The following is a 21266-nucleotide window of genomic DNA, read 5'->3' as shown; positions in this document are numbered from 1 at the left end:
GTTAATGGCGGAAGCTTTCTCTTTTTTTTATGTGAAAAAGGGGGAAGTTCAGTGAATTTTGCATCGAAGCTTGGGGTAGGGCAGATAATGGACGCCAGATACAGAATTATTGACCAGATTGGAACAGGTGGAATGAGTATTGTTTATCTTGCGGAGGATCTGCGTTTAAAGGGGAAACGTTGGGCTGTAAAAGAAAGTGTTAGCTCAGCAACGCTGCATTCGGACATTGAAGCGGAAGCGGAGATGCTAATGGGGCTGGATCACCCGCGGCTTCCACGTATTGTTGATTACTATCTTTCGGATAAAGAAGGGTATTCTTATTTAGTCATGGATTATATTGAAGGGATAACTTTAAGTCAGCTGATGAGGGATAATCCCGGACCTTTGCCTTGTGAATTCATCCTACAAATTGCTAAACAGCTTTTAGAAGTCCTGCAATATTTGCATGGTCATCATCCGCCCATTGTTTATCGTGATTTAAAGCCCTCCAATCTTATGTTAACTAAGCAAAAAGAATTAATGTTAATCGACTTCGGAATCGCTCGAAATTTTAGAAAAGGCATCGCTGAAGATACGGTGAAGCTTGGTACGGTAGGATTCGCGGCTCCTGAGCAGTATGGGAATGGGCAGAGTCAACCGGTTTCTGACTTATATGGTCTTGGTGCGTTGCTTTTATATATGGCTACCGGAGGATTATGCAGCCACTGGGAGTCAGGAATGGAAAATAAGTTGCGTGACCAAGTTCCCGCAGCTTTTATTCCGATAATTAGACGTTTATTACGGCCACATCCGGAGGAAAGATATCAGGAGGCAACAGCTGTTATTCAAGCACTGGTTCATGTGGAGGCTGATATGGATGAAGGTAATCATTCAGCAGTGTCTGTACCCCTAGCAGTTGATAAACGGAAAGCTAAAGTGATTGCCTTACTTGGAGTAGGGCCGGGGCTTGGAACAACACATACTTCATTTGCGATTAGCAGTTATCTGGCACAGATTGGTTCAACAGCTTGGGTTGATCTATCACCGGATTCATCGGTTTATGATCGCATGCACAATTTGCTTGATGTGCAGAGCGCTTCAGTTCCTGCTGAGAGCTCTGAGTCTGTATTTTCCTGGAGGAAGGTTCATTACTGGAAGCGACCTCACCATGGGGATGTAGCAGAGCTTATGAGAGGGGCTTATCAATTTGTGGTATTAGATCTGGGCACGGGTGGATTTGATGGAGCGCTGGAAGAAATCAAACATAGCGATATTCCCATTCTAATTGCTTCTGGCGCAGATTGGCGACTGGAGGAAACTTTATTATGGATTAGGAGGAAGGGGCTGCAGCCTGAACGGGATTGGAGAGTGGGTTTACCACTTGCTGAACAGCAATCTGTTGAACTGTTGCGAAATTCTTTAGGTATAGATAGGGTTTATAATTTACCGTGTCAGCAAGATCCATTTTTACAAAAAGGGAAGTTGGCAGATGTAATTGCTGAGCTATTAGGGGACATTAAGGGCGAACGAAACGATGGAAAACGCCGTGGTTTTTTCTTAAGATAGGCTATTGGGACTAACATTTAATTCAGTGTTCCGCTAAAGTGTGATAAAATATATATTTATACGTGATTTGATTTACGCATTATTTAAGTATAGACAGGAGCTTGCGGAGAATTTATGAGTTTACTTACTGTAGAAGACGTTTCCCACAATTTTGGGGATCGGACGTTGTTCAAGAACGTGTCTTTCCGGTTGTTACCAGGAGAACATGTTGGAATTGTTGGAGCAAATGGCGTTGGTAAATCGACGCTAATGAATATTTTGACAGGAAAGCTTTTGAAGGATAATGGTAAAGTAGAATGGACCCCTCGGGTGCGTTACGGTTATTTGGACCAACATACGATTCTTACACCAGGAAAAACGATTCGCGATGTTCTAAAGGACGCTTTTCTGCCACTGCTTGAGTTAGAGCAGGAAATGCTGAAGATCACAGAGCAGATGGGTGATGCTTCGCCTGAGGAACTAGAAGTACTACTGGAGCAGATGGGGGACATTCAGGAACAACTGGACATCGGAGATTTCTATCTGATTGATGTAAAAGTGGAGGAAATGGCAAATGGTTTAGGCCTGTCCGTGATTGGGCTTGATCGTGATGTAGCTTCTCTTAGCGGTGGTCAAAGAACCAAAGTACTGCTGGCAAAGCTTTTGCTTGAGAAACCCAATGTACTATTGCTTGATGAGCCTACCAACTATTTGGATGTTGAGCATATCGATTGGCTGACCAACTATTTGAAACAGTACCCATATGCATTTATATTGATTTCCCATGACACTGAGTTCATGAATAAAGTCGTTAATGTCGTTTATCACTTGGAGTTTGGTAAATTGACCCGTTACACGGCGAACTATGAGAAATTCCTTGATATGGCGGAGATGAACAAAAACCAGCATATCGATGCCTATGAGAAACAACAAGATTTTATCAAAAAACAAGAGGACTTCATCCAACGGAATAAAGCGCGTGCTTCAACCTCAGGCCGGGCAAAAAGCCGTGAGAAGCAGCTTGATCGTATGGACCGAATTGATCGTCCTGAAGAAGCTGCTAAGCCGACCTTTAAGTTTAAAGAGAGCCGGGCAAGCGGCAAAACCGTATTCGAAGGAATTGATTTCGAGATTGGTTATGATCGTCCGCTGCTGCCACAGCTAAATATGGTCATTGAACGTGGGGAGAAGATTGCTATTGTTGGCTGCAATGGTGTAGGTAAATCTACACTGCTGAAGACTATTCTGGGAGTGATCCCAACATACAGCGGCAAAACCTATCTTGGGGATTATCTGAACCCTGCATATTTCCAACAAGAAGTGAAAGCAGCTAGTCTTACGCCTATTGAGGATGTCTGGAATGAATTCTCCAGTTTAACTCAGAACGAAGTTCGTGGGCATCTGGCTCGCTGTGGTCTAAAAAATGAACATATTACACGTCCGCTTAGTATGCTGAGCGGTGGGGAGCAAGCGAAGGTGCGTCTTTGTAAGCTTTTGATGCGTGAAAGCAACTGGGTACTGTTCGATGAACCTACCAATCACCTTGACGTTATTGCTAAAGCAGAGCTGAAGCGCGCTTTGCAAGAATATAAAGGCACAGTCCTGCTTGTATCCCATGAACCTGATTTCTATGAAGATTGGGTTACGAAAATTTGGGATGTTGAGCAGTGGTCAGCTGTACAAGTATAGAATAATCATAAATCCGGAGAATAGCAGACATCCTGCTGTTCTCCGCTTTTTGGATATGGGGAGGAGATAATGTATGTTTCATAACGCCGGGCGAGAAGATCGATACTCACGACAGATACGTTTCGCGCCATTTGGTACTGAAGGACAGCAGGGGCTCGCAAAATCAAAAGTGCTTGTGGTTGGTGCGGGTGCGTTAGGTACAGGGATTGCAGAGACATTGGTCCGCTGTGGTGTTGGGCATGTCCTTATCGTTGATCGCGATTATGTAGAGTGGAGTAACCTGCAGCGGCAACAGCTGTATACCGAGATAGATGCACAGGAGCGAGCTCCGAAAGCCATAGCAGCCCAGAACAGACTGCAGCAGATTAATTCTGAGGTTGTCATAGAAGCGCATGTTATGGATGTGCGGAAGGAAGAACTGGAAGGACTCATCTCAGGGGTGGATCTGATTATGGATGGGACCGATAATTTCGATACACGTCTCATCATTAATGATATTGCCCAAAAGAATAATATCCCTTGGATTTATGGAGCTTGTGTAGGAAGCTATGGAATTACATATACGATTTTGCCTGGAGAAACGCCATGTCTTCATTGTCTTTTAGGTACAGTCCCACTAGGGGGAGATACCTGTGATACAGCGGGTATTCTTCCACAGGCCGTGCAATTGGTTACTGCAAATGCTACAGCTGAGGCGTTAAAGCTTCTCGGTAACCGTAAGGACCAATTAAGAAATAAACTGCTCACTTTCGATGTATGGCGTAATGAACATCAAGAAATTGGAGTGAAAAGTGCCAAAAAGGAGAATTGCCCTTCTTGTGGGACTCATCCGATCTACCCTTATCTAACAGCCTTGAATACGGAACGAAGTGATGTGCTTTGTGGTAGGGATACCGTACAAATCCGCCCTGCCCGGCCGCAGAGCCTTAACCTGCAGGAAACAGCCAGCCGCTTGTCTCGTTTAGGAGACGGTGAGGTAGAGAGCAATCCTTATCTAATTTCCTTTAAAGAAGGTCCTTACCGGATGGTGATCTTCGCAGATGGCCGGGCATTGATTCATGGGACGAAGGATATTGCCGCCGCCCGTAGCTTTTATCATCGATATTTCGGTTAAAAAGCAAGATAAACTGATCTTCAGACCATTTCCTAGGAATGGTCTCTTTGCTTTCCGGGGATTCTATATCTATTAATGGGATGCTGATGCATGTCTGATGGATACGGGGGATCTTTGTGAGTGAGCAACTGATATGGTATATGTCTGAGGGAAACGAAAGAGGAGTAGAAGAGCGAATCGCTATAGAAAAAGTGTTTAATGATATCGGTCTGCAAATAACAAAAAGCGAAGATCCCGAAGATCTTCGCTTATCCATTTCTGAAGTAGAACCGGTATTGCTGCTTGCTGATTTAGGCGAGGTGGGAACATGGGAAGGATGGAAAATCATTTCCGCAGTAAGAGATGAGGGAATGATTCTTCCGGTCATGGTGATTTCCGAAGAGCTATCGGGTAACGGAGCGGTTGCGGCCTTTTTAGCCGGGGGGAATGATTTTATGTCAAAACCACTACATACCGGTGAATTCAAATGTAGAATTCTAAATTTATTAACCCTCACGGGTCGGCGTCGAAATTTAAAACATCTGTTAAAGGTGGATGGTTTAATGCTCGATCCCAGCCGCAGGCTGGTCACCCGTGAAGGGATCGAGCTTAAGATGACGCATAAAGAATTCGATCTTTTATATTATCTCGCTGCGAATCGAGGGATTATATGTTCCCGCGAGGAAATACTCAAACAAGTATGGGGATATCAATTCCATGCAGATACCAATGTTGTAGATGTATACATCAGGCATATCCGCTTAAAGATTGATAAAGGGTACCGGAACAAGTTAATTCACACTGTTCGCGGAACAGGATATGTAATGAGGGTGCCCGAAGGCAGCACCACATCCTGAGACTTATTCTCTTTTATAGAAAAGACTCTACTATAGAGCTGTTGTTTACAGTACGCGGCGAGCCTTTAGATAAGTCTTTTTCCATGTACCAGAATTAAGATCAGAAACCGTAACACCTGGTTTACCGTAAGTGTGCAGAATTTTACCGTTTCCGGCGTAAACAGCTACGTGAGTTACATTTTTACCAGTTGCTCTGCTGCCGCTAGAGAAGAATACAAGATCGCCCACACGAAGGTTTGCTTTGGAAACAGAAGTTCCTACTTTTGATTGAGCTGCAGCTGTACGGGGTAATGATACATTATACTTTTTAAAGATATGTTTCATAAATGAAGAGCAATCAAAAACCTTAGTAGTAGAAGTAGATGCTCCGAATTTGTATGGAGTTCCCATATAGTTTTTCCCAAAATTGACAACGCTTTGTCCTTTGGACACCGTAGCGGCTTCGACTTTAGTTGCGCCTACGCCTGTTGCCATCATTGTTCCTAAGCCCATCGTAGTAACCATTCCTATGACAATCGCTTTTTTTATCCATTGTTGTTTATTCATGTTGTAAGTACCTCCAAAGTTAGTATATCAATCTGTCTTGCTGTGTCTTGTCTTGCTTGCCTGATTCGTAGTATAGCAGGTTATCTATGTCATAAAATTTGGTAGAGCAGCAATAAAGTGAGGCTGGGCCTAGGTTGTAAACGTTTTATTAAAAATTCATTAAAAGTTACAAAAAATTAATAACTTGATATTTTGGACAATAAAATAAGCCGTAAACCCCTTGATATATAAAGGATTTATCGGCTTTTTGATTTTAAAACAAAAGTTACAAGGATGTTTCTATATCACTATGTATTTAGTCTTTGCTCTGGATAATCAGCAATAATCCACTACGTATTCTAACTGTTCCAGTGGAGGAAATCAGTTTGTTGCTTACACCTAGAGATTGGCCTAGCTTTAAAGTGGCGTCATTCAAAGGATATTGAAATCCTTCTAATGTAATCCCTGTTACTTCAGGAGTTAATGGAAGCAAAGATACATAGGTGTAGCCCAAATCTTCAATGACTGTTTGGGATCCGGTAAGTGTCACATAGTTATTAGAATCCATGACGTAGCAATTGATTTGACGTTGCAGAGCCCTTGTCATCATTTGAATGCTGGCTAAGGAGTGGTCAATTCGAGTGCCTGTAACTCCTAATAGTAAAATAGAATCAGGTTGCTGATTCATCGCAATATCGAGCGCCATCTCACTGTCGGTTAAATCCTTGTTTACGGCATCACAAGTGATGGTTTTTTTACTTTTGGATTGAATATCCTGAAAAGCTTCAGGCGATACAGAATCAAAATCACCTACTGCAATATCTGGTATATATCCATGTGAGATTAGGAATAATGCACCCCGGTCCGCACCGATAATAAAATCTTCTTCATCTAATAGAGCGAAATAATCCGGAGATAGTTCTCCACCGGCAAAAATAACGACACGTTTGGATGGCATAACATCCATTCCTCCTCTAAAACTCTAGTTGGTTATCCTGTCCCAGTATAATGCAGATTGAAAAGTTGCACAATTGACCAAGACAACGCTAAAATGATAGTGTGCGATTTTTTATGTGCATAAATTCATATTTACTTATGTTTTAATAATTGGGAGGTGAATGAAATCGTAAACGTGCTATTTGTATGTCTGGGTAATATTTGTCGCTCACCAATGGCGGAGGCAGTTCTGCGCCATAAGATTGATGAACAAGAGCTTTCACATAAGATTCTGGTTGACAGTGCGGGAACTGGAGATTGGCATATTGGTAAGGAACCGCATGAAGGGACTAGACGTATACTTGATCAAAACATGATTAGTTATGCAAATATGGCAGCGCGTTTGGTCAGTAGCGAGGATTTTCAGAAGTTTGATTATATCGTTTGTATGGACAAGTCTAATGGAGAGAATGTTCGAAAGGTTCCTGGTGGGGAAGAGGCTAAGCTTTTGTTCTTCATGGATTTATTGCCTGAGGAAGAATTGAGAGAAGTGCCAGACCCTTATTTTACAGGGGATTTTGAGCAGGTATATGATTTAATCAATGCAGGCTGTGACGTTTTGCTTGAAATGGTGATAAGAGAAAAGCTGTAACCCGGTTGGGTTCCAGCCCTCTCTGATTAGTATTAAAGTAAATTAAGGAAATTCGCTGGATTAAACTGTAAGCGCAAACACGGCTGAAATCTACATACGTTCTTTAGATGTTCATTTTTTGCTTCTATCAATAAGGCATTATGTGTTTAAAAAATAGAGTAGAGATTCAGGGAGTTCCTTTTGCCAAAAGCCCCAGAGATGACGACCGTCTTTCTCACGGTAGGATACGGTAGCTCCACGTGCTTCAAGCAACGCTTTTGTTTCTCTGTTCATCTGAACAAAATCATAGGTCCCTGTATCAGTCTGGTAATCTGTTTCCTGCAGTCCAACGACCATATTAATGTTAAGCCAGGCGAGATCTTCTTCTTTTGCCAGCATGGCTTGTGATTCGGGATAGAATGCACCGGATAGGCTGATGATACGTGTGAAGATAGCTGGATAAGCAAGTGCGAGATGGAGGGAGACGCTGCCTCCAAGGGAATCGCCGGCTAAGATTCGTTCTTCGGGTGTACGGCGTACGGGATAATTTTTTTCAATGAAGGGAATAATCTCTTCGGAAAAGCAAGATAGGTACTGCTTGAATCGGCTGCCGAACGGAGCGTATTCTTGAGTCCGAACAGCGACGTTAACTTCTACACCGACGATAATGAAGGGCTCGACATCTTCTTCTATAATAAGTTGTCCAGCAAGTGTAGCAATGCGTCCAAAGTTGAAAAATTCTTCTCCGTCTTGGCAGTACACCACGGGGTAACTGAGAACTTCATTGTAGCCTGGGGGCAGATAGATACGTAATTTACGTTCCTCCTGCAGATGTTCACTCCAAAGCGTTTCTTTTACAATTGTGCGTTTCAGAAAAACAGAATCGCTCATCGTTGTCACGTCACCTTTCTTGTCGAATTTTGCAATACACACAGGGTTACGCTAAAATTATTAAATGTGTAACTGTGTTATTAATCATTTACTTGTTGGAAAAGTGTTAAACTGTTATATTAAATTATCTCACCTGTTATACATACAAAATTTAAAGAAATATAAATTTTATAAGTATTTCTTTGACGAAAGTAACTAAACAGGTGTATAATAATATTATAACAGAGGCAGCTGATATTCAAATTTTTTTATTGAGGTGAAGATAATGAGTAAAGTTCCTTATGAAGTGTATACAGAGGACGTCGAGGCTCTATCGGTACTTTCCCCGGATGGAGAAATTATCAATAAGGATAAGATGCCAGATTTAACTGACGATCAACTGAAAGAAATTATGTATCGTATGGTATTTACCCGTACTTGGGATGATCGTGCAGTAAACCTTGGCCGTCAAGGTCGTCTTGGTTTCTACGCACCGGTATCCGGTCAAGAAGCTACCATGATTGGTAGTGAGTTCGCTTTGGAGAAAGAAGACTTCTTATGCCCAGGCTACCGTGATATTCCGCAGCTAGTATGGCACGGACTTCCATTGTACCAAGCTTTCTTATATTCCCGTGGTCACCAACATGGTGGAGCTATTCCTGATGGTGTTAATGTATTGATGCCACAAATTATCATTGGTGCGCAAATCCTGCACGCTACTGGTATTGCTATGGGCTTCAAATTGAAAAAACAAAAGAGTGTTGCAATTACTTACACTGGTGATGGCGGTTCTTCAGAAGGTGACTTCTACGAAGGCTTGAACTTTGCTGGTCGTTTTAAACTGCCTGTAATCTTCTTTGTTCAAAACAATGGTTACGCGATTACGACTCCGTTCGCTAAACAAACGGCTTCCAAATCGATCGCTCACAAAGCGGTTGCAGCTGGTATTCCAGGGATTAAGGTTGACGGTATGGACATCTTTGCAGTAATCAGTGCTGTACGCGATGCTGCTGAACGTGCACGCAACGGCGAAGGTGCTACATTGATCGAAGCTGTAACTTACCGTTTCCGTCCACACTCCCTTTCTGACGATGCAAGTAAATATCGTTCGAAAGAAGAAGAAGGACAATGGAGTGAAAAGGATCCAATCGCCCGTCTTGCCAAGTATTTGGAGAAGAAAGGTCTTTGGACTGAAGAAGATACACTGCGCGTGAAAGATGAAGCGAAAGCTACTGTTAACGAGCAGATCAAAAAAGCTGAACAAACCGAAAAAATGACAATACCTGGCTTGATCGACAGCATGTTCGAAGTAACACCTAAACATCTGGAAGAGCAAAAAGCCGATTTTGAATAAGGGGGATATCAGGCAATGGCACAAATGAATATGAAAGAAGCGATCCGCGACGCGATGCGCGTTGAACTGAATCGTGACCCTAACGTTCTTATCTTCGGAGAGGATGTTGGTAATGTAGGTGGCGTTTTCCGTGTAACAGAAGGTCTGCAAAAGGAATTTGGCGAAGATCGTATTTTTGATACACCACTAGCTGAGTCCGCTATCGGCGGTCTGGCATTTGGTCTTGGTGTACAAGGCTTCCGCCCAATTGCAGAAATTCAATTCGTAGGTTTTATCTTTGAAGCTCTGGATCAGATCGTTGTTCAAGCGGCACGTCTGCGCTGGCGTTCTGGCGGTAAATATAATGCTCCAGTAGTATTCCGTACTCCTTTTGGTGGCGGAGTTAAGGCTGCTGAGCTTCATACTGACTCACTCGAAGGTTTGATTGCACAAAGCCCAGGGATTAAAGTTGTAATTCCTTCAAACCCATATGATGCTAAGGGACTTTTAATCGCGTCTATCCGCGACAATGACCCTGTATTCTTCATGGAGCACTTGAACCTTTATCATGCATTCCGTGCTGAAGTGCCAGAAGGTGAATATACAGTTGAACTTGGTAAAGCGAACGTAGTACGTGAAGGTTCTGACGTTTCGATCATTACTTACGGGCTGATGGTACATACAGCTACCAAAGCAGCCGAGCAACTCGAAAAAGAAGGCGTTAATGTTGAAATTATCGACCTTCGTACTGTAAGTCCGATCGACATCGACACTATTGTAGCGTCTGTGAAGAAGACTAACCGTGCTATCGTGGTGCAAGAAGCACAAAAGAGTGCGGGTGTAGCTGCTGAAGTTATCGCACAGATCAATGAAAAAGCTCTACTGCACTTGGAAGCTCCTGTGCTTCGTATCGCAGGTCCTGACACTGTATATCCATTTGCACAAATTGAAGATACATGGCTTCCAAACCCTGCGCGTATTATTGCAGGCGTGAAGAAAGTTTTGGAATTCTAAATATTTTTACGAGAAACAGTTGTCATCCATATGGATGACAACGTTGTTTCATCTTATAAAGTTTAAATCATAAGGTTAGTCCCAATTTCACAAGGAGGTTTTCAAAGTGGCAAAGTTTGAATACCGATTTCCTGAACTAGGTGAAGGTCTGCATGAAGGTGAAATCATCAAAATGCATATCAAAGCCGGTGACAAGGTAACGGATGATGATATCGTAATGGAAGTTCAAAATGACAAGGCGGTAGTTGAGGTGCCTTGCCCAGTAAACGGTACTGTATTGGAAGTTCTGACAAAAGACGGTCAAGTATGCCGTGTTGGTGAAGTAGTAGCTATTATCGAAGCAGAAGGTGACGTGCCTGATCAAGAGGGTGCTGCTACTGAAGCTCCTGCTGCTGAAGCACCAGCTGCACCAGCTGCTCCAGCATCTAACAAAGCATCGAATTTTGAATATCGCTTCCCTGAGCTGGGTGAAGGTCTGCATGAAGGTGAAATCATCAAAATGCATATCAAAGCCGGTGACAAGGTAACGGATGATGACATCATCATGGAAGTTCAAAATGACAAGGCGGTAGTTGAGGTTCCATGTCCAGTGAATGGTACTGTATTGGAAGTTCTGACTAAAGATGGCCAAGTTTGCCGCGTAGGCGAAGTTGTTGCTATTATCGCTGCTGAAGGCGACGTTCCTGAACAAGAAGGTCATGCATCTGCTGAAGCTGATGCAGCAAAAGGAAGTGCAAACACTACTTCTTCCCCTGCAGCAACAAGCCCTGCTGATGCTAAAGAAGGTGGATCTGCAAGTGTAACACCAGCTCCTGACCGCGATGTATTGGCTACACCAAGCGTTCGCAAATTTGCTCGTGAGCAAAAAGTGGATATTTCCAAAGTGAACGGAACTGGAAAAGGTGGCAAAATCACTCGTGAAGACGTAGAAGCCTTCTTGAAAGGTGGTTCTACACCTGCGGCTCCTGCAGCAGCAGCGGCGTCTGAAGCTCCTAAGGCTGCTAAGACCGAAGCTAAAGCAGCACCTGCAGCAGCTAGCGGTAACGTTAGTCTTGAAGAAGAACGTGTACCATTCAAGGGTATTCGTAAGGCGATCTCCAACGCAATGGTTAAATCGGCTTACACTGCTCCGCACGTAACCATCATGGATGAAGTAGATGTTACTGAACTGGTAGCATTCCGTACGCGTATGAAACCTATTGCTGAGAAAAAAGGCGTTAAGGTTACTTACCTTCCATTCATCGTTAAGGCTCTTGTTGCAGCTTCCCGTCAATTCCCAGCACTTAATGCTATGATTGATGAAGAAGCAGGCGAAATTGTCTACAAGAAATACTACAATATCGGTATCGCTACTGATACACCAAACGGTTTGATCGTTCCAGTGATCAAAGACGCTGACCGTAAGAGCATTTGGATGATCGCTAGCAGCATCACTGACTTGGCTGTTCGTGGCCGTGACGGTAAATTGTCTGCTAACGAAATGAAGGGCAGCACGATCTCCATCAGTAACATCGGTTCTGCTGGCGGTATGTTCTTTACTCCAATCATCAACTTCCCTGAAGTGGCTATCCTCGGAACTGGCCGTATCAGTGAAAAAGCAGTTGTGAAAAATGGTGAAATCGTAGTTGCTCCAGTAATGGCGTTGTCACTCAGCTTTGACCACCGTATTATCGATGGTGCGACTGCTCAAAACTTTATGAACTACATTAAATCGCTGCTCAATAATCCTGAGCTGCTGGTTATGGAGGTATAATTATGGTAGTAGGAGACGCTTCACTAGATATTGATACATTGGTCATTGGTGCAGGTCCTGGTGGGTATGTGGCGGCAATTCGTGCCGCCCAGCTCGGCCAAAAAGTCCTCATCGTGGATAAATCGGAACTCGGCGGTGTATGTTTGAACCGTGGATGTATTCCTTCTAAAGCCTTGATCGCTGCTGCACATCAATTTGAATCTGCACAGCATGGTGAAGTTTTCGGCGTTACAGCTGAGAATGTTAAAGTGGATTTTGCCAAAACTCAAGAATTCAAGAACAGCGTAGTTAAAAAAATGACTAGCGGTGTGACTAGCTTGATGAAGGGCAACAAAATTGAAGTATTTAACGGCGAGTGCATGTTTATCAGCGACACAGAAGCACGTGTGTTCAATGATCATGAATCTCCACGTTACCGCTTCAAACACTGCATCATTGCTACAGGTTCCCGTCCAATTGAACTTAAACCTTTCCCATTCGGCGGACGTATTCTGTCTTCGACTGAAGCTCTGGAACTTCCAGAAATTCCGAAGAGCATGATCGTAATCGGTGGTGGATACATCGGTGCCGAGCTTGGTCAAATGTACTCTAAATTTGGCACTAAAGTAACAATCATCGAAGGTTTGGATACTGTACTTCCAGGCTTCGATAAAGATATGACTCGTCTTGTTGCGAAAAACATGGCTAAAACTGGCATCGAAATCGTAACTAACGCTAAAGCTGAAAGTGCTGTTCAGAACGACAAAGAAGTAACCGTGAAATACTCTGTTGGTGGCGAGTCCAAAGAAGTTACAGCAGATTACTTGCTTGTTACTGTAGGTCGTCGTCCTAACACTGACGGTGAACTTGGTCTGGACCTGATCGGTCTTGAGCTCGACGAGCGCGGATTGATCAAAGTTGATCACCAAGGACGCACAAGCATTCCTACCATCTTCGCTATCGGCGACGTTGTTCCAGGTCTTGCTTTGGCTCACAAGGCTTCTTACGAAGGTAAAATCGCTGCAGAAGCAATCGCAGGACTTACATCTGTTGTTGACTACAAAGTCATCCCAGCTGTTGTATTTACAGATCCTGAGTGCTCAAGCGTTGGTTTGACTGAGAAAGAAGCAAAAGACAAAGGCTACAAAGTGAAAAGCGGCAAATTCCCATTCGCAGGAAATGGTCGCGCAGTATCTTTGAACAGCCCAGAGGGCTTCATCAAAATTGTTGCTAACTCCGAGAACAATTTGGTACTGGGAGCTCAAATCGTTGGTATCGAAGCATCCAATTTGATCGCTGAACTTGGTTTGGCAATCGAAATGGGCGCAACGCTTGAAGATATCGCCTTGACTATTCACGCGCATCCAACCCTTGGCGAAATCGTCATGGAAGCTGCTGAATTGGTTGAAGGTCACCCAATTCATGTAATGAAATAATTTTTCTCCAAAATTGCTCTAGCAGGCAACAGAAAGGCGGACGCAAATGCGTTCCGCCTTTTTTTGTGTTTTCCACTTTTTTGAAAAGAGATATACTGGAAGGAAGAGTAATTACCTAATCTGTAATTCATGAATATAGGGAGGTTCAATGATGAGAGCTGATAAATTAAAGCCTGGAGATGAGCTGCGGATTATCTCTCCTTCCAGAAGTTTGTCATTAATCGATGCTCAGCAAAGAAAAATTGCCAAAGAGCAGCTTGAACGGTTAGGTTTTCGGATATCCATTTCAACAAATTCTTTTGAGACGGATGATTTTGTTTCCTCTTCTATTGATTCGAGAATTGAGGATTTGCACGAAGCCTTTTTAGACCCCAAAGTGAAAGGAATATTAACGACCATTGGAGGCTTCAATAGTAACCAGCTGCTGCGTTATATAGATTATTCAATCATTGCGGGGAATCCAAAGCGTTTATGTGGTTATTCGGATATTACTGCACTAAGTAATGCGATTTATGCTCAAACAGGATTAGTTACATACTCCGGGCCGCATTTTTCCACATTTGCGATGCTCTACGATAATGAATATACCATCGAATATTTCCGCAGGCTGATGATGGACAATAAAGAAATTCTCGTGCAGCCTTCCAAGCATTGGAGTGATGATGAGTGGTATCTGGATCAGGAAAACCGGATATTTATTAAAAATGAAGGTCCATTCATTATCAATGATGGGGAAGCGAAAGGAACGATTATTGGTGGCAATTTATGCACTTTAAATCTTTTGCAGGGAACAGAGTATATGCCTAGTTTAAAGAATTCTATTTTGTTCATCGAGGATGATTATGAGTCAGCACCTGCAACCTTTGATCGAGATCTGCAATCCCTAATTCATCAGCCTGAGTTTGAAGGGGTCAAAGGGTTGGTGATCGGCAGATTCCAAAAAGAATCGCGTATGTCAAAGAAGCTGCTAACTACAATTATCCGCTCAAAAGAAGAATTATCTGATATTCCTGTGATCGCAGACGTGGACTTTGGACATACATCGCCGATGATTACCTTTCCTGTGGGTGGACAAGCAAACGTTCGTGCTTATGGGGCCAGAGTGGAGCTTAGGATAGCGGAGTAAAGATACACTTGCTGAACCAATCCTTTATAATTGAATATGTAACCCGATTATTAAATATATTTAAAAATTATCTTACCTTCTACAAAATTCGGATTTTTCAGATATAATATATGAGGTGTAATATTACGGAGGTGCAGTACATTGACGAATGAGTTAGAACAAACCTATTTGAATTTTTTACGATATATTTTAGATCATGGTGTAAAAAAAGAAGATCGTACAGGAACTGGTACAATTAGTGTTTTTGGTTATCAAATGCGATTTGATTTATCAAAAGGGTTCCCGCTGTTTACAACAAAACGTACACCGTTTCGCTTAATTGCAAGTGAGTTATTGTGGTTTATTAAAGGCGATACCAACATTCGTTATTTATTGAAAAATAATAATCATATTTGGGATGAATGGGCTTTTAAAAGATGGGTTGAATCAGACGAATATGTTGGCCCAGATATGACAGACTTCGGGAATCGTTGTTTAGTTGATGAAGATTTTAATCAAGTGTATCAAGCAGAGATGAAATCATTCTGTGATCGTGTCTTAGAAGATGATGAGTTTGCTGCGAAATATGGTGAGCTAGGGAATGTTTACGGTAAACAATGGCGGAATTGGACATCTTCTACTGGTGAATCAATTGACCAATTACAAGACGTTATTCATCAGATCAAAACAAATCCTGATTCTCGGCGTTTAATCGTGAGCGCATGGAACCCGGAAGATGTTATAAATGCCGGAACAAAAGGAAGTAAAGCTGCGTTACCGCCCTGCCACGTTATGTTCCAGTTCTATGTTGCAAATGGTAAACTAAGCTGCCACTTGCTGCAACGCAGTGCTGACTCCTTTCTCGGGGCAAACTTCAATATTCCATCTTACTCATTACTTACGCATTTAATTGCATATGAATGTGGTCTAGAAGTAGGTGAGTTTGTATACAGCATTAGTGATGCGCATATCTATTCAAACCATGTTGAGCAAGTGAAAGAGCAATTATCAAGAGAATTAAGAGCATTGCCTACCCTGGTTATTAATTCACAGAAGAAATCAATTTTTGATATTGAACTGGAAGATCTGGTCATTGAGGGGTACAATCCGCATCCTTCGATAAAAGCGCCGATCGCAGTATAACGTAATTGTTATAAATTAAGATTCGCAAATATAATTTCTGGCAGCGTAGTTTTTTAATTTAGTATGAAGGAAGGAGGGAACTTCATGAGTATTAGCTTAATATGGGCAATGGGTGCCAATCATGTCATAGGAAAAGATAACGATATGCCTTGGCATTTACCGCTGGATTTTGCTTATTTCAAAGCAGAAACATTGGGCAAAAGAATGCTAATGGGCCGCAAAACATGGGATTCGCTCGGAGGCAAGCCCTTGAAGGGCAGAACGAGCCTAATTCTAACTAGGGATACTGATTATTCAGCTGAAGGTGCAGTGGTTCTACACACGCTTGAAGAGGCTCTCAGCGAGGGTAGAAAAGAAGATGAGCTGATGGTGATCGGTGGTGCAGAAATTTATCGCTTGATGCTGCCGTATGCTGACAAGCTAATGTTGACGCAGATCGATCAGGATTTTGAAGGAGATACCCGGTTTCCTGAGATTGACTGGAGGATGTGGAAAGAGGTCTCCAATATCAAGGGAATTCGTGATGAGAAGAATCCGTATGATTACCGTTTCCTTGTTTATGAACGTACGGAATAGCAATAAAACGTTTTCTCTGACATAACATGTGAAATAGTACAAATAATCAGTAGATTTATCCATTACTGTGCAAAAGTGATGAATGTTACTATAATTAAAATTAGAAATGATTATGTATAGGTATAGAATAGAATGTGCAGGTACTTCATTGCGTTGCTGACAACCATACGAAGCCGCAATATGCTACAATGTACTATACTTCAACACGAAGAGAACGGATGGGGGAAACGTAAACATGTCTACACCTACAGGTTTTATGGAGTATAAACGGCAGCTCCCAGGTGATCGGGATCCTGAGCAGCGGGTAAAGGACTGGGAAGAATTCCACCATCATTTATCCGAGGACGAGCTTCGGACACAGGGCGCACGCTGTATGGATTGCGGAACCCCCTATTGCCATACAGGTATTGATATGGCTGGCGGGACCTCAGGTTGTCCAGTACACAATTTAATTCCGGAGTGGAATAACTTGGTGTATCGTGGACTCTGGAAAGAAGCACTGGAACGTCTGCATAAGACAAACAACTTTCCTGAATTCACAGGCAGTATTTGTCCCGCCCCATGTGAAGGCTCTTGCACAGTGGGTCTGATCGGACAGCCGGTAACCATCAAAACAATTGAACTTGCGATCGTTGATAAGGGTTTTGAAGAGGGCTGGGTTGTACCTAATCCTCCTGAGAAACGGACTGGCAAAAAAATTGCAATTGTAGGCTCTGGACCTGCTGGACTTGCCGCGGCAGCACAGCTTAACAAGGCTGGACACACTGTAACTGTATTTGAGCGCAGTGACCGCATTGGCGGACTGCTGACATATGGAATACCTACTATGAAGCTTGATAAAAAAGTTGTACAACGTCGTGTAGATTTGCTGGCTGCTGAAGGAATTAACTTCGTGGTGAACACTGAGATCGGTAAAGACATTCCGGCTCAGCAGCTTGTTGATGAATATGATGCGGTTGTTCTGTGTGGTGGAGCTACTAAAGCACGCCGTTTCAACATTGAAGGCAGTGAGCTTAAGGGCGTTATGTATGCCATGGATTATTTAAATGGAACGATCAAGAGTTACTTGAATTCGAATCTGGAGGATGGTAACTATGTATCCGCTGAAGGTAAAGATGTAATCGTCTTGGGTGGAGGGGATACAGGTTCTGACTGTGTTGCCACAGCACTTCGTCATGGCTGCGGCAGTATCACTCAATTTGGTACACATGAAAAAGCGCCTCTGCAACGGGATCCGATTGCTAATCCTTGGCCGCAATTTCCGAATGTGTACAGCTTGGATTATGCGCAAGAAGAGGCGAAAGCTATTTTTGGTGATGATCCGCGTGAATTCTCAATCATGACCACTAAATTTGTTGGGGATGAAGAGGGGAACTTGAAGGAGCTTCATACCGTGCAGATCCGCCGGATCGTGGATGAGACAGGTCGTAAAATCTATCAGCCCGTTCCTGGAACAGAAGCTGTATATCCTGCTCAACTCGCTCTTATCGCTATTGGTTTCGATGGACCAGAGCAAGATATTGTTGAGGAGCTTAAACTGGAGACCGATCGTCGTACCAATGTGAAAGCACGTTACGGCAAGTTCAACACGAACGTGGATAAGGTGTTTGCTGCTGGCGATATGCGTCGTGGTCAAAGTTTGGTGGTCTGGGCCATCAACGAAGGTCGCGAAGCTGCACGTGAAGTGGATAAATATCTGATGGGCTCAAGCGTTCTTGTCTAGGCTTTAATTTAAGAAGCCGTTTCAAAAGCAGTTTACCTGCTGGAGAAGCGGTTTTTTTTTGGAGCCGACGCTTGACGGAAATATTATTTTCATATAGATTTAATACAATATTTAAATGACAAAAGCATTGACCAAGGACTTACGATCCTAGAAGCGTTAGAACAGAGAGGGAACTCACCGGCTGAAAGGTTCCTCAAATACGTGTGGATGGTATCCTGCCTGGGTAGCTGCAGCGTACAACCGCTGCCGGAATCGGCCGTTATTCGATCGAGGATCGCCATGTAGACTATGTATGGGTTGGCGGTTAAATAAGGGTGGTATCACGACACATTCGTCCCTGACGAATGTGTCTTTTTGCGTTTAGAGCGTTCATTTTTTAGGGAGGGTACAAATATGCGTCAAAGTAATCTTTTATTAACAACTCTGCGTGAGGCACCTTCAGAGGCGGAGACAAGCAGTCATCAGCTACTGCTGCGTGCGGGATATATTCGCCAATTAGCAGCGGGTGTGTATACTTATTTACCGCTTGGAAGACGTATTTTACGGAAAATAGAAGCGATTGTGCGGAATGAGATGGATTTCTCTGGGGCTCAGGAGGTATTGATGCCATCTATGCAGCCTGCGGAGCTCTGGAAAGAATCAGGCCGATATGAGGTATACGGTAAGGAGTTGATGACGCTGCGGGATCGTCATGAGCGGGAATTCATACTAGGTCCTACACATGAGGAAGTAGTAACCACGCTCGTACGGAATGAGATCAGCTCTTATCGTAAGCTTCCTATTACCGTATATCAGATTCAGACCAAGTTTCGTGATGAACGCCGACCACGTTTTGGACTGCTGAGAGGCAGAGAGTTTTTGATGAAGGATGCTTACTCTTTTGATACAAACATGGAAGGTCTCGATAAATCATATATCCAAATGTTCGAGGCTTATCACCGGATATTTGAGCGATGTGGATTGAAATTCCGTGCTGTCCATGCGGATTCCGGTGCGATTGGAGGCGAGGGCGGCAGTCATGAATTTATGGCGCTGGCTGAGATTGGGGAGGATACGATTGCTGCATGCTCCGTTTGTGATTATGCGGCCAATCTGGAACAGGCAGAGTCCGTGCGGCCTGCAAAAAATGAAGTTGTCATGCAAGTACCGGAGATAGAGAAGTTCCTCACTCCTGATTTGCGCACAATTGAGCAACTAGAGCAGGAGCTAGATATCCGGCCAGAGCAGATTATTAAAACATTAATCTATGAAGGTGACGGACAGATTTTTTCTGTTCTGGTCCGGGGAGATCATGAAGTCAATGAAATTAAGGTAAGTAAATATTTAGGAATGAATGAGATTAAGCTTGCTGACTATGAGGCAGTGAAATCCTTAGCCGGTGTAGAGAGTGGATTTGTAGGACCTGTGGGTTTAACGCTGACTGTCCTAGTAGATGCAGCAGTAGCAGATATGACCCAAGGGATTACAGGGGCGGGAGAAAAAGATTATCACTTCCGTAACGTAGTTCCAGGTAGAGATTTTGCGCTTGAGCATGTGGGGGATCTACGGAATGTAGCAGAAGGTGAAGTTTGTCCGCATTGTTTGGAGGGTGTTTTGCATTTTCATCAAGGGATTGAAGTGGGTCATGTTTTCAAATTAGGTACTAAATACAGTGAAAAGCTAGGCGCTTCTTACTTAGATTCTTCAGGCAAAAGTCAACCTATGATTATGGGCTGTTACGGAATTGGTATCTCACGGCTTTTATCCGCTATTGCTGAACAGCATCATGATGAGGATGGATTAATGTGGCCAGCAGCATTGGCACCTTATCAGGTTCATATCTTGATAATGGCCGTCAAGGATAGTGAGCAGCGGACGGTTGCAGAAGGTCTCTATGATCAACTAACCAAGCTTGGCATTGAGACGCTGATCGATGATAGGGATGAACGCGCTGGCGTGAAATTTAAAGATTCAAGCTTGATCGGGATACCTTTATCAATAGTTGTGGGCAAGGAAGCATCTCAGGGAAGAGTAGAGTATCTGGAACGAAACACAGCGGAGAAAGAAGTCTTAGAAATTATGGAAGCTGTGTCTCGGATCAAAAAATTCTATTCACCGCTGATATAAATGATCTTTTTAATCTAATGAGAGTGCCAATGATCAGGGCACAAGAGTGCTGCTGGTAATTTCGTGAGAGTATTGCCTTTTGCCGCATTGATCTGTGCCTGGGTGAGAAAGAGAGCTTCTGCTAAATTAGCACCTTTGAGGTCAGTATCGCGAAAGTCTGCTCCAATAAGGTCTGCACCTCTGAGATCAGCATCCCTAAGGTCTGCGGCTATTAAATAGGCTCCTCTCAAGTTGGCACCTCTAAGATCAGCTCCTTTGAGCTTTGCTCCCATAAGGTCGGCACCTCGACTGAAATTCTTCGTGGATTTTTTTAGTTTACGACGAGCGTCAGTTCTTACAATTTCACTGACCTGCAACAGTAACATATTGATTTTTGCTCGATGAGCGGAAACATCCACCTTTATAAGAGCTTCAGGATTGAGCAAGGTGAGCTGTTCTGTTTCATCGAGAGCTGTTTGCAGCTCAGTATGGATTGTACGGGTTATTTCTAGGTTCAAAGATTCATGTAAATACCAAAGCAGCTCGTGCAAATGCCACATAATCGGAAATACCTCGAACATCTGCTTCGCAGTTTTCGGCTTTTTCCTCCAGTCTTCTCCAGCATAAGTGACTTGAGAAATCTTTTGCCCAGCTCCAAAACAGTCATAGACCGTACAACCACGGTAGCCTAATACTCTTAGCTCTGTATGTACACCACAGCGAAAGTCCGACTGTAGATTGTGACACGGCTGTCCAGCGTCTTTGTCTCTAGCGAAATCTACGGAAGCAGCAAAAGGTAAAGCGGCACAACATAAGCCGAAGCACTGCTCACAATCCGCCTTCAGGGCAGAGAGGCTTCGATCAGAAAAAGGTTCTGTAAATCTGTGATTCTCATACAAGGTTTGTTTCCCTCCGATACATGAATACGCTTATACCAACTTATTTTAAATCAAACGAAAGACTATGAAAAGTCCGGTCGATTAAAAAAAACCGA

At 43.3% G+C, this 21266-nt stretch carries 18 protein-coding genes; 14 read left to right on the top strand and 4 right to left on the bottom strand.

The window, feature by feature from the left end; translation table 11 throughout:
- Positions 1–51: 51 nt before the first annotated feature.
- The 4 genes from NYE72_RS17095 to NYE72_RS17080 all read left to right on the top strand — a co-directional run bounded on the left by NYE72_RS17095 (position 52) and on the right by NYE72_RS17080 (position 5163).
- Positions 52–1545, top strand: a complete 1494-nt coding sequence (locus NYE72_RS17095) for a serine/threonine-protein kinase (RefSeq protein WP_081386913.1) — start codon at positions 52–54, stop codon at positions 1543–1545.
- A gap of 114 nt (positions 1546–1659) precedes the next feature.
- Complete coding sequence (locus NYE72_RS17090; protein WP_036687697.1) at positions 1660–3213, top strand: ABC-F family ATP-binding cassette domain-containing protein; 1554 nt, start codon at positions 1660–1662, stop codon at positions 3211–3213.
- Between the two features lie 73 nt (positions 3214–3286).
- Complete coding sequence (locus NYE72_RS17085; RefSeq protein ID WP_076223829.1) at positions 3287–4327, top strand: ThiF family adenylyltransferase; 1041 nt, start codon at positions 3287–3289, stop codon at positions 4325–4327.
- Between the two features lie 116 nt (positions 4328–4443).
- Positions 4444–5163 carry a response regulator transcription factor gene (locus tag NYE72_RS17080; protein WP_076103939.1) on the top strand — a complete coding sequence of 240 codons (720 nt, stop codon included), beginning with the start codon at positions 4444–4446 and terminating at the stop codon, positions 5161–5163.
- A gap of 45 nt (positions 5164–5208) precedes the next feature.
- Here the strand turns inward: NYE72_RS17080 and NYE72_RS17075 are convergent, their stop codons facing one another.
- Complete coding sequence (locus tag NYE72_RS17075; RefSeq protein ID WP_036687694.1) at positions 5209–5709, bottom strand: C40 family peptidase; 501 nt, start codon at positions 5707–5709, stop codon at positions 5209–5211.
- A gap of 295 nt (positions 5710–6004) precedes the next feature.
- A complete protein-coding gene (locus NYE72_RS17070; RefSeq protein WP_036687693.1) occupies positions 6005–6646 on the bottom strand; it encodes a thiamine diphosphokinase in 642 nt (213 codons plus the stop codon).
- 165 nt (positions 6647–6811) lie between these two features.
- On the opposite strand from NYE72_RS17070, the gene NYE72_RS17065 reads away from it, so the two are divergent.
- A complete protein-coding gene (locus NYE72_RS17065) occupies positions 6812–7276 on the top strand; it encodes a low molecular weight protein-tyrosine-phosphatase (RefSeq protein ID WP_076144776.1) in 465 nt (154 codons plus the stop codon).
- 138 nt (positions 7277–7414) lie between these two features.
- On the opposite strand, the gene NYE72_RS17060 is transcribed toward NYE72_RS17065, so the two are convergent.
- Positions 7415–8146, bottom strand: coding sequence for an alpha/beta hydrolase-fold protein (locus tag NYE72_RS17060; RefSeq protein ID WP_036687691.1), 732 nt, complete (start codon positions 8144–8146; stop codon positions 7415–7417).
- Positions 8147–8411: 265 nt separating this feature from the next.
- Between NYE72_RS17060 and pdhA the strand changes: the two genes are divergently transcribed.
- The 9 genes from pdhA (at position 8412) to NYE72_RS17015 (ending at position 20293) form a co-directional block, all read left to right on the top strand.
- A complete protein-coding gene (gene pdhA, locus NYE72_RS17055) occupies positions 8412–9479 on the top strand; it encodes a pyruvate dehydrogenase (acetyl-transferring) E1 component subunit alpha (protein ID WP_036687689.1) in 1068 nt (355 codons plus the stop codon).
- 15 nt (positions 9480–9494) lie between these two features.
- Positions 9495–10472, top strand: a complete 978-nt coding sequence (locus NYE72_RS17050; protein ID WP_038571553.1) for an alpha-ketoacid dehydrogenase subunit beta — start codon at positions 9495–9497, stop codon at positions 10470–10472.
- A 106-nt stretch (positions 10473–10578) separates the two neighbouring features.
- Positions 10579–12225: a 2-oxo acid dehydrogenase subunit E2 gene (locus tag NYE72_RS17045; RefSeq protein WP_076144739.1), complete on the top strand. Its 1647-nt coding sequence runs from the start codon at positions 10579–10581 to the stop codon at positions 12223–12225.
- A 2-nt stretch (positions 12226–12227) separates the two neighbouring features.
- Positions 12228–13640: a dihydrolipoyl dehydrogenase gene (gene lpdA, locus NYE72_RS17040; RefSeq protein ID WP_036687684.1), complete on the top strand. Its 1413-nt coding sequence runs from the start codon at positions 12228–12230 to the stop codon at positions 13638–13640.
- 151 nt (positions 13641–13791) lie between these two features.
- The gene (locus tag NYE72_RS17035; RefSeq protein WP_076098771.1) at positions 13792–14766 is read left to right on the top strand and encodes a S66 peptidase family protein; all 975 of its coding nucleotides are present in this window, start codon (positions 13792–13794) and stop codon (positions 14764–14766) included.
- 141 nt (positions 14767–14907) lie between these two features.
- Positions 14908–15888 carry a thymidylate synthase gene (locus NYE72_RS17030; protein ID WP_036687680.1) on the top strand — a complete coding sequence of 327 codons (981 nt, stop codon included), beginning with the start codon at positions 14908–14910 and terminating at the stop codon, positions 15886–15888.
- 84 nt (positions 15889–15972) lie between these two features.
- A complete protein-coding gene (locus NYE72_RS17025) occupies positions 15973–16464 on the top strand; it encodes a dihydrofolate reductase (protein WP_036687679.1) in 492 nt (163 codons plus the stop codon).
- A gap of 235 nt (positions 16465–16699) precedes the next feature.
- Complete coding sequence (locus NYE72_RS17020; RefSeq protein ID WP_036687677.1) at positions 16700–18187, top strand: glutamate synthase subunit beta; 1488 nt, start codon at positions 16700–16702, stop codon at positions 18185–18187.
- Positions 18188–18580: 393 nt separating this feature from the next.
- Entirely contained in the window at positions 18581–20293 is a 1713-nt protein-coding gene (locus NYE72_RS17015; RefSeq protein ID WP_076098773.1) for a proline--tRNA ligase, read from the top strand.
- A gap of 14 nt (positions 20294–20307) precedes the next feature.
- Here the strand turns inward: NYE72_RS17015 and NYE72_RS17010 are convergent, their stop codons facing one another.
- Positions 20308–21171, bottom strand: a complete 864-nt coding sequence (locus NYE72_RS17010; protein ID WP_076274625.1) for a pentapeptide repeat-containing protein — start codon at positions 21169–21171, stop codon at positions 20308–20310.
- Positions 21172–21266: the final 95 nt, after the last annotated feature.

It is taken from the genome of Paenibacillus sp. FSL L8-0333, from assembly GCF_037965665.1.
Lineage (GTDB): Bacteria > Bacillota > Bacilli > Paenibacillales > Paenibacillaceae > Paenibacillus_AQ > Paenibacillus_AQ odorifer.
Note: the sequence above shows the minus strand (reverse complement) of the source record. Positions and strands in the feature narration are given on the sequence as shown.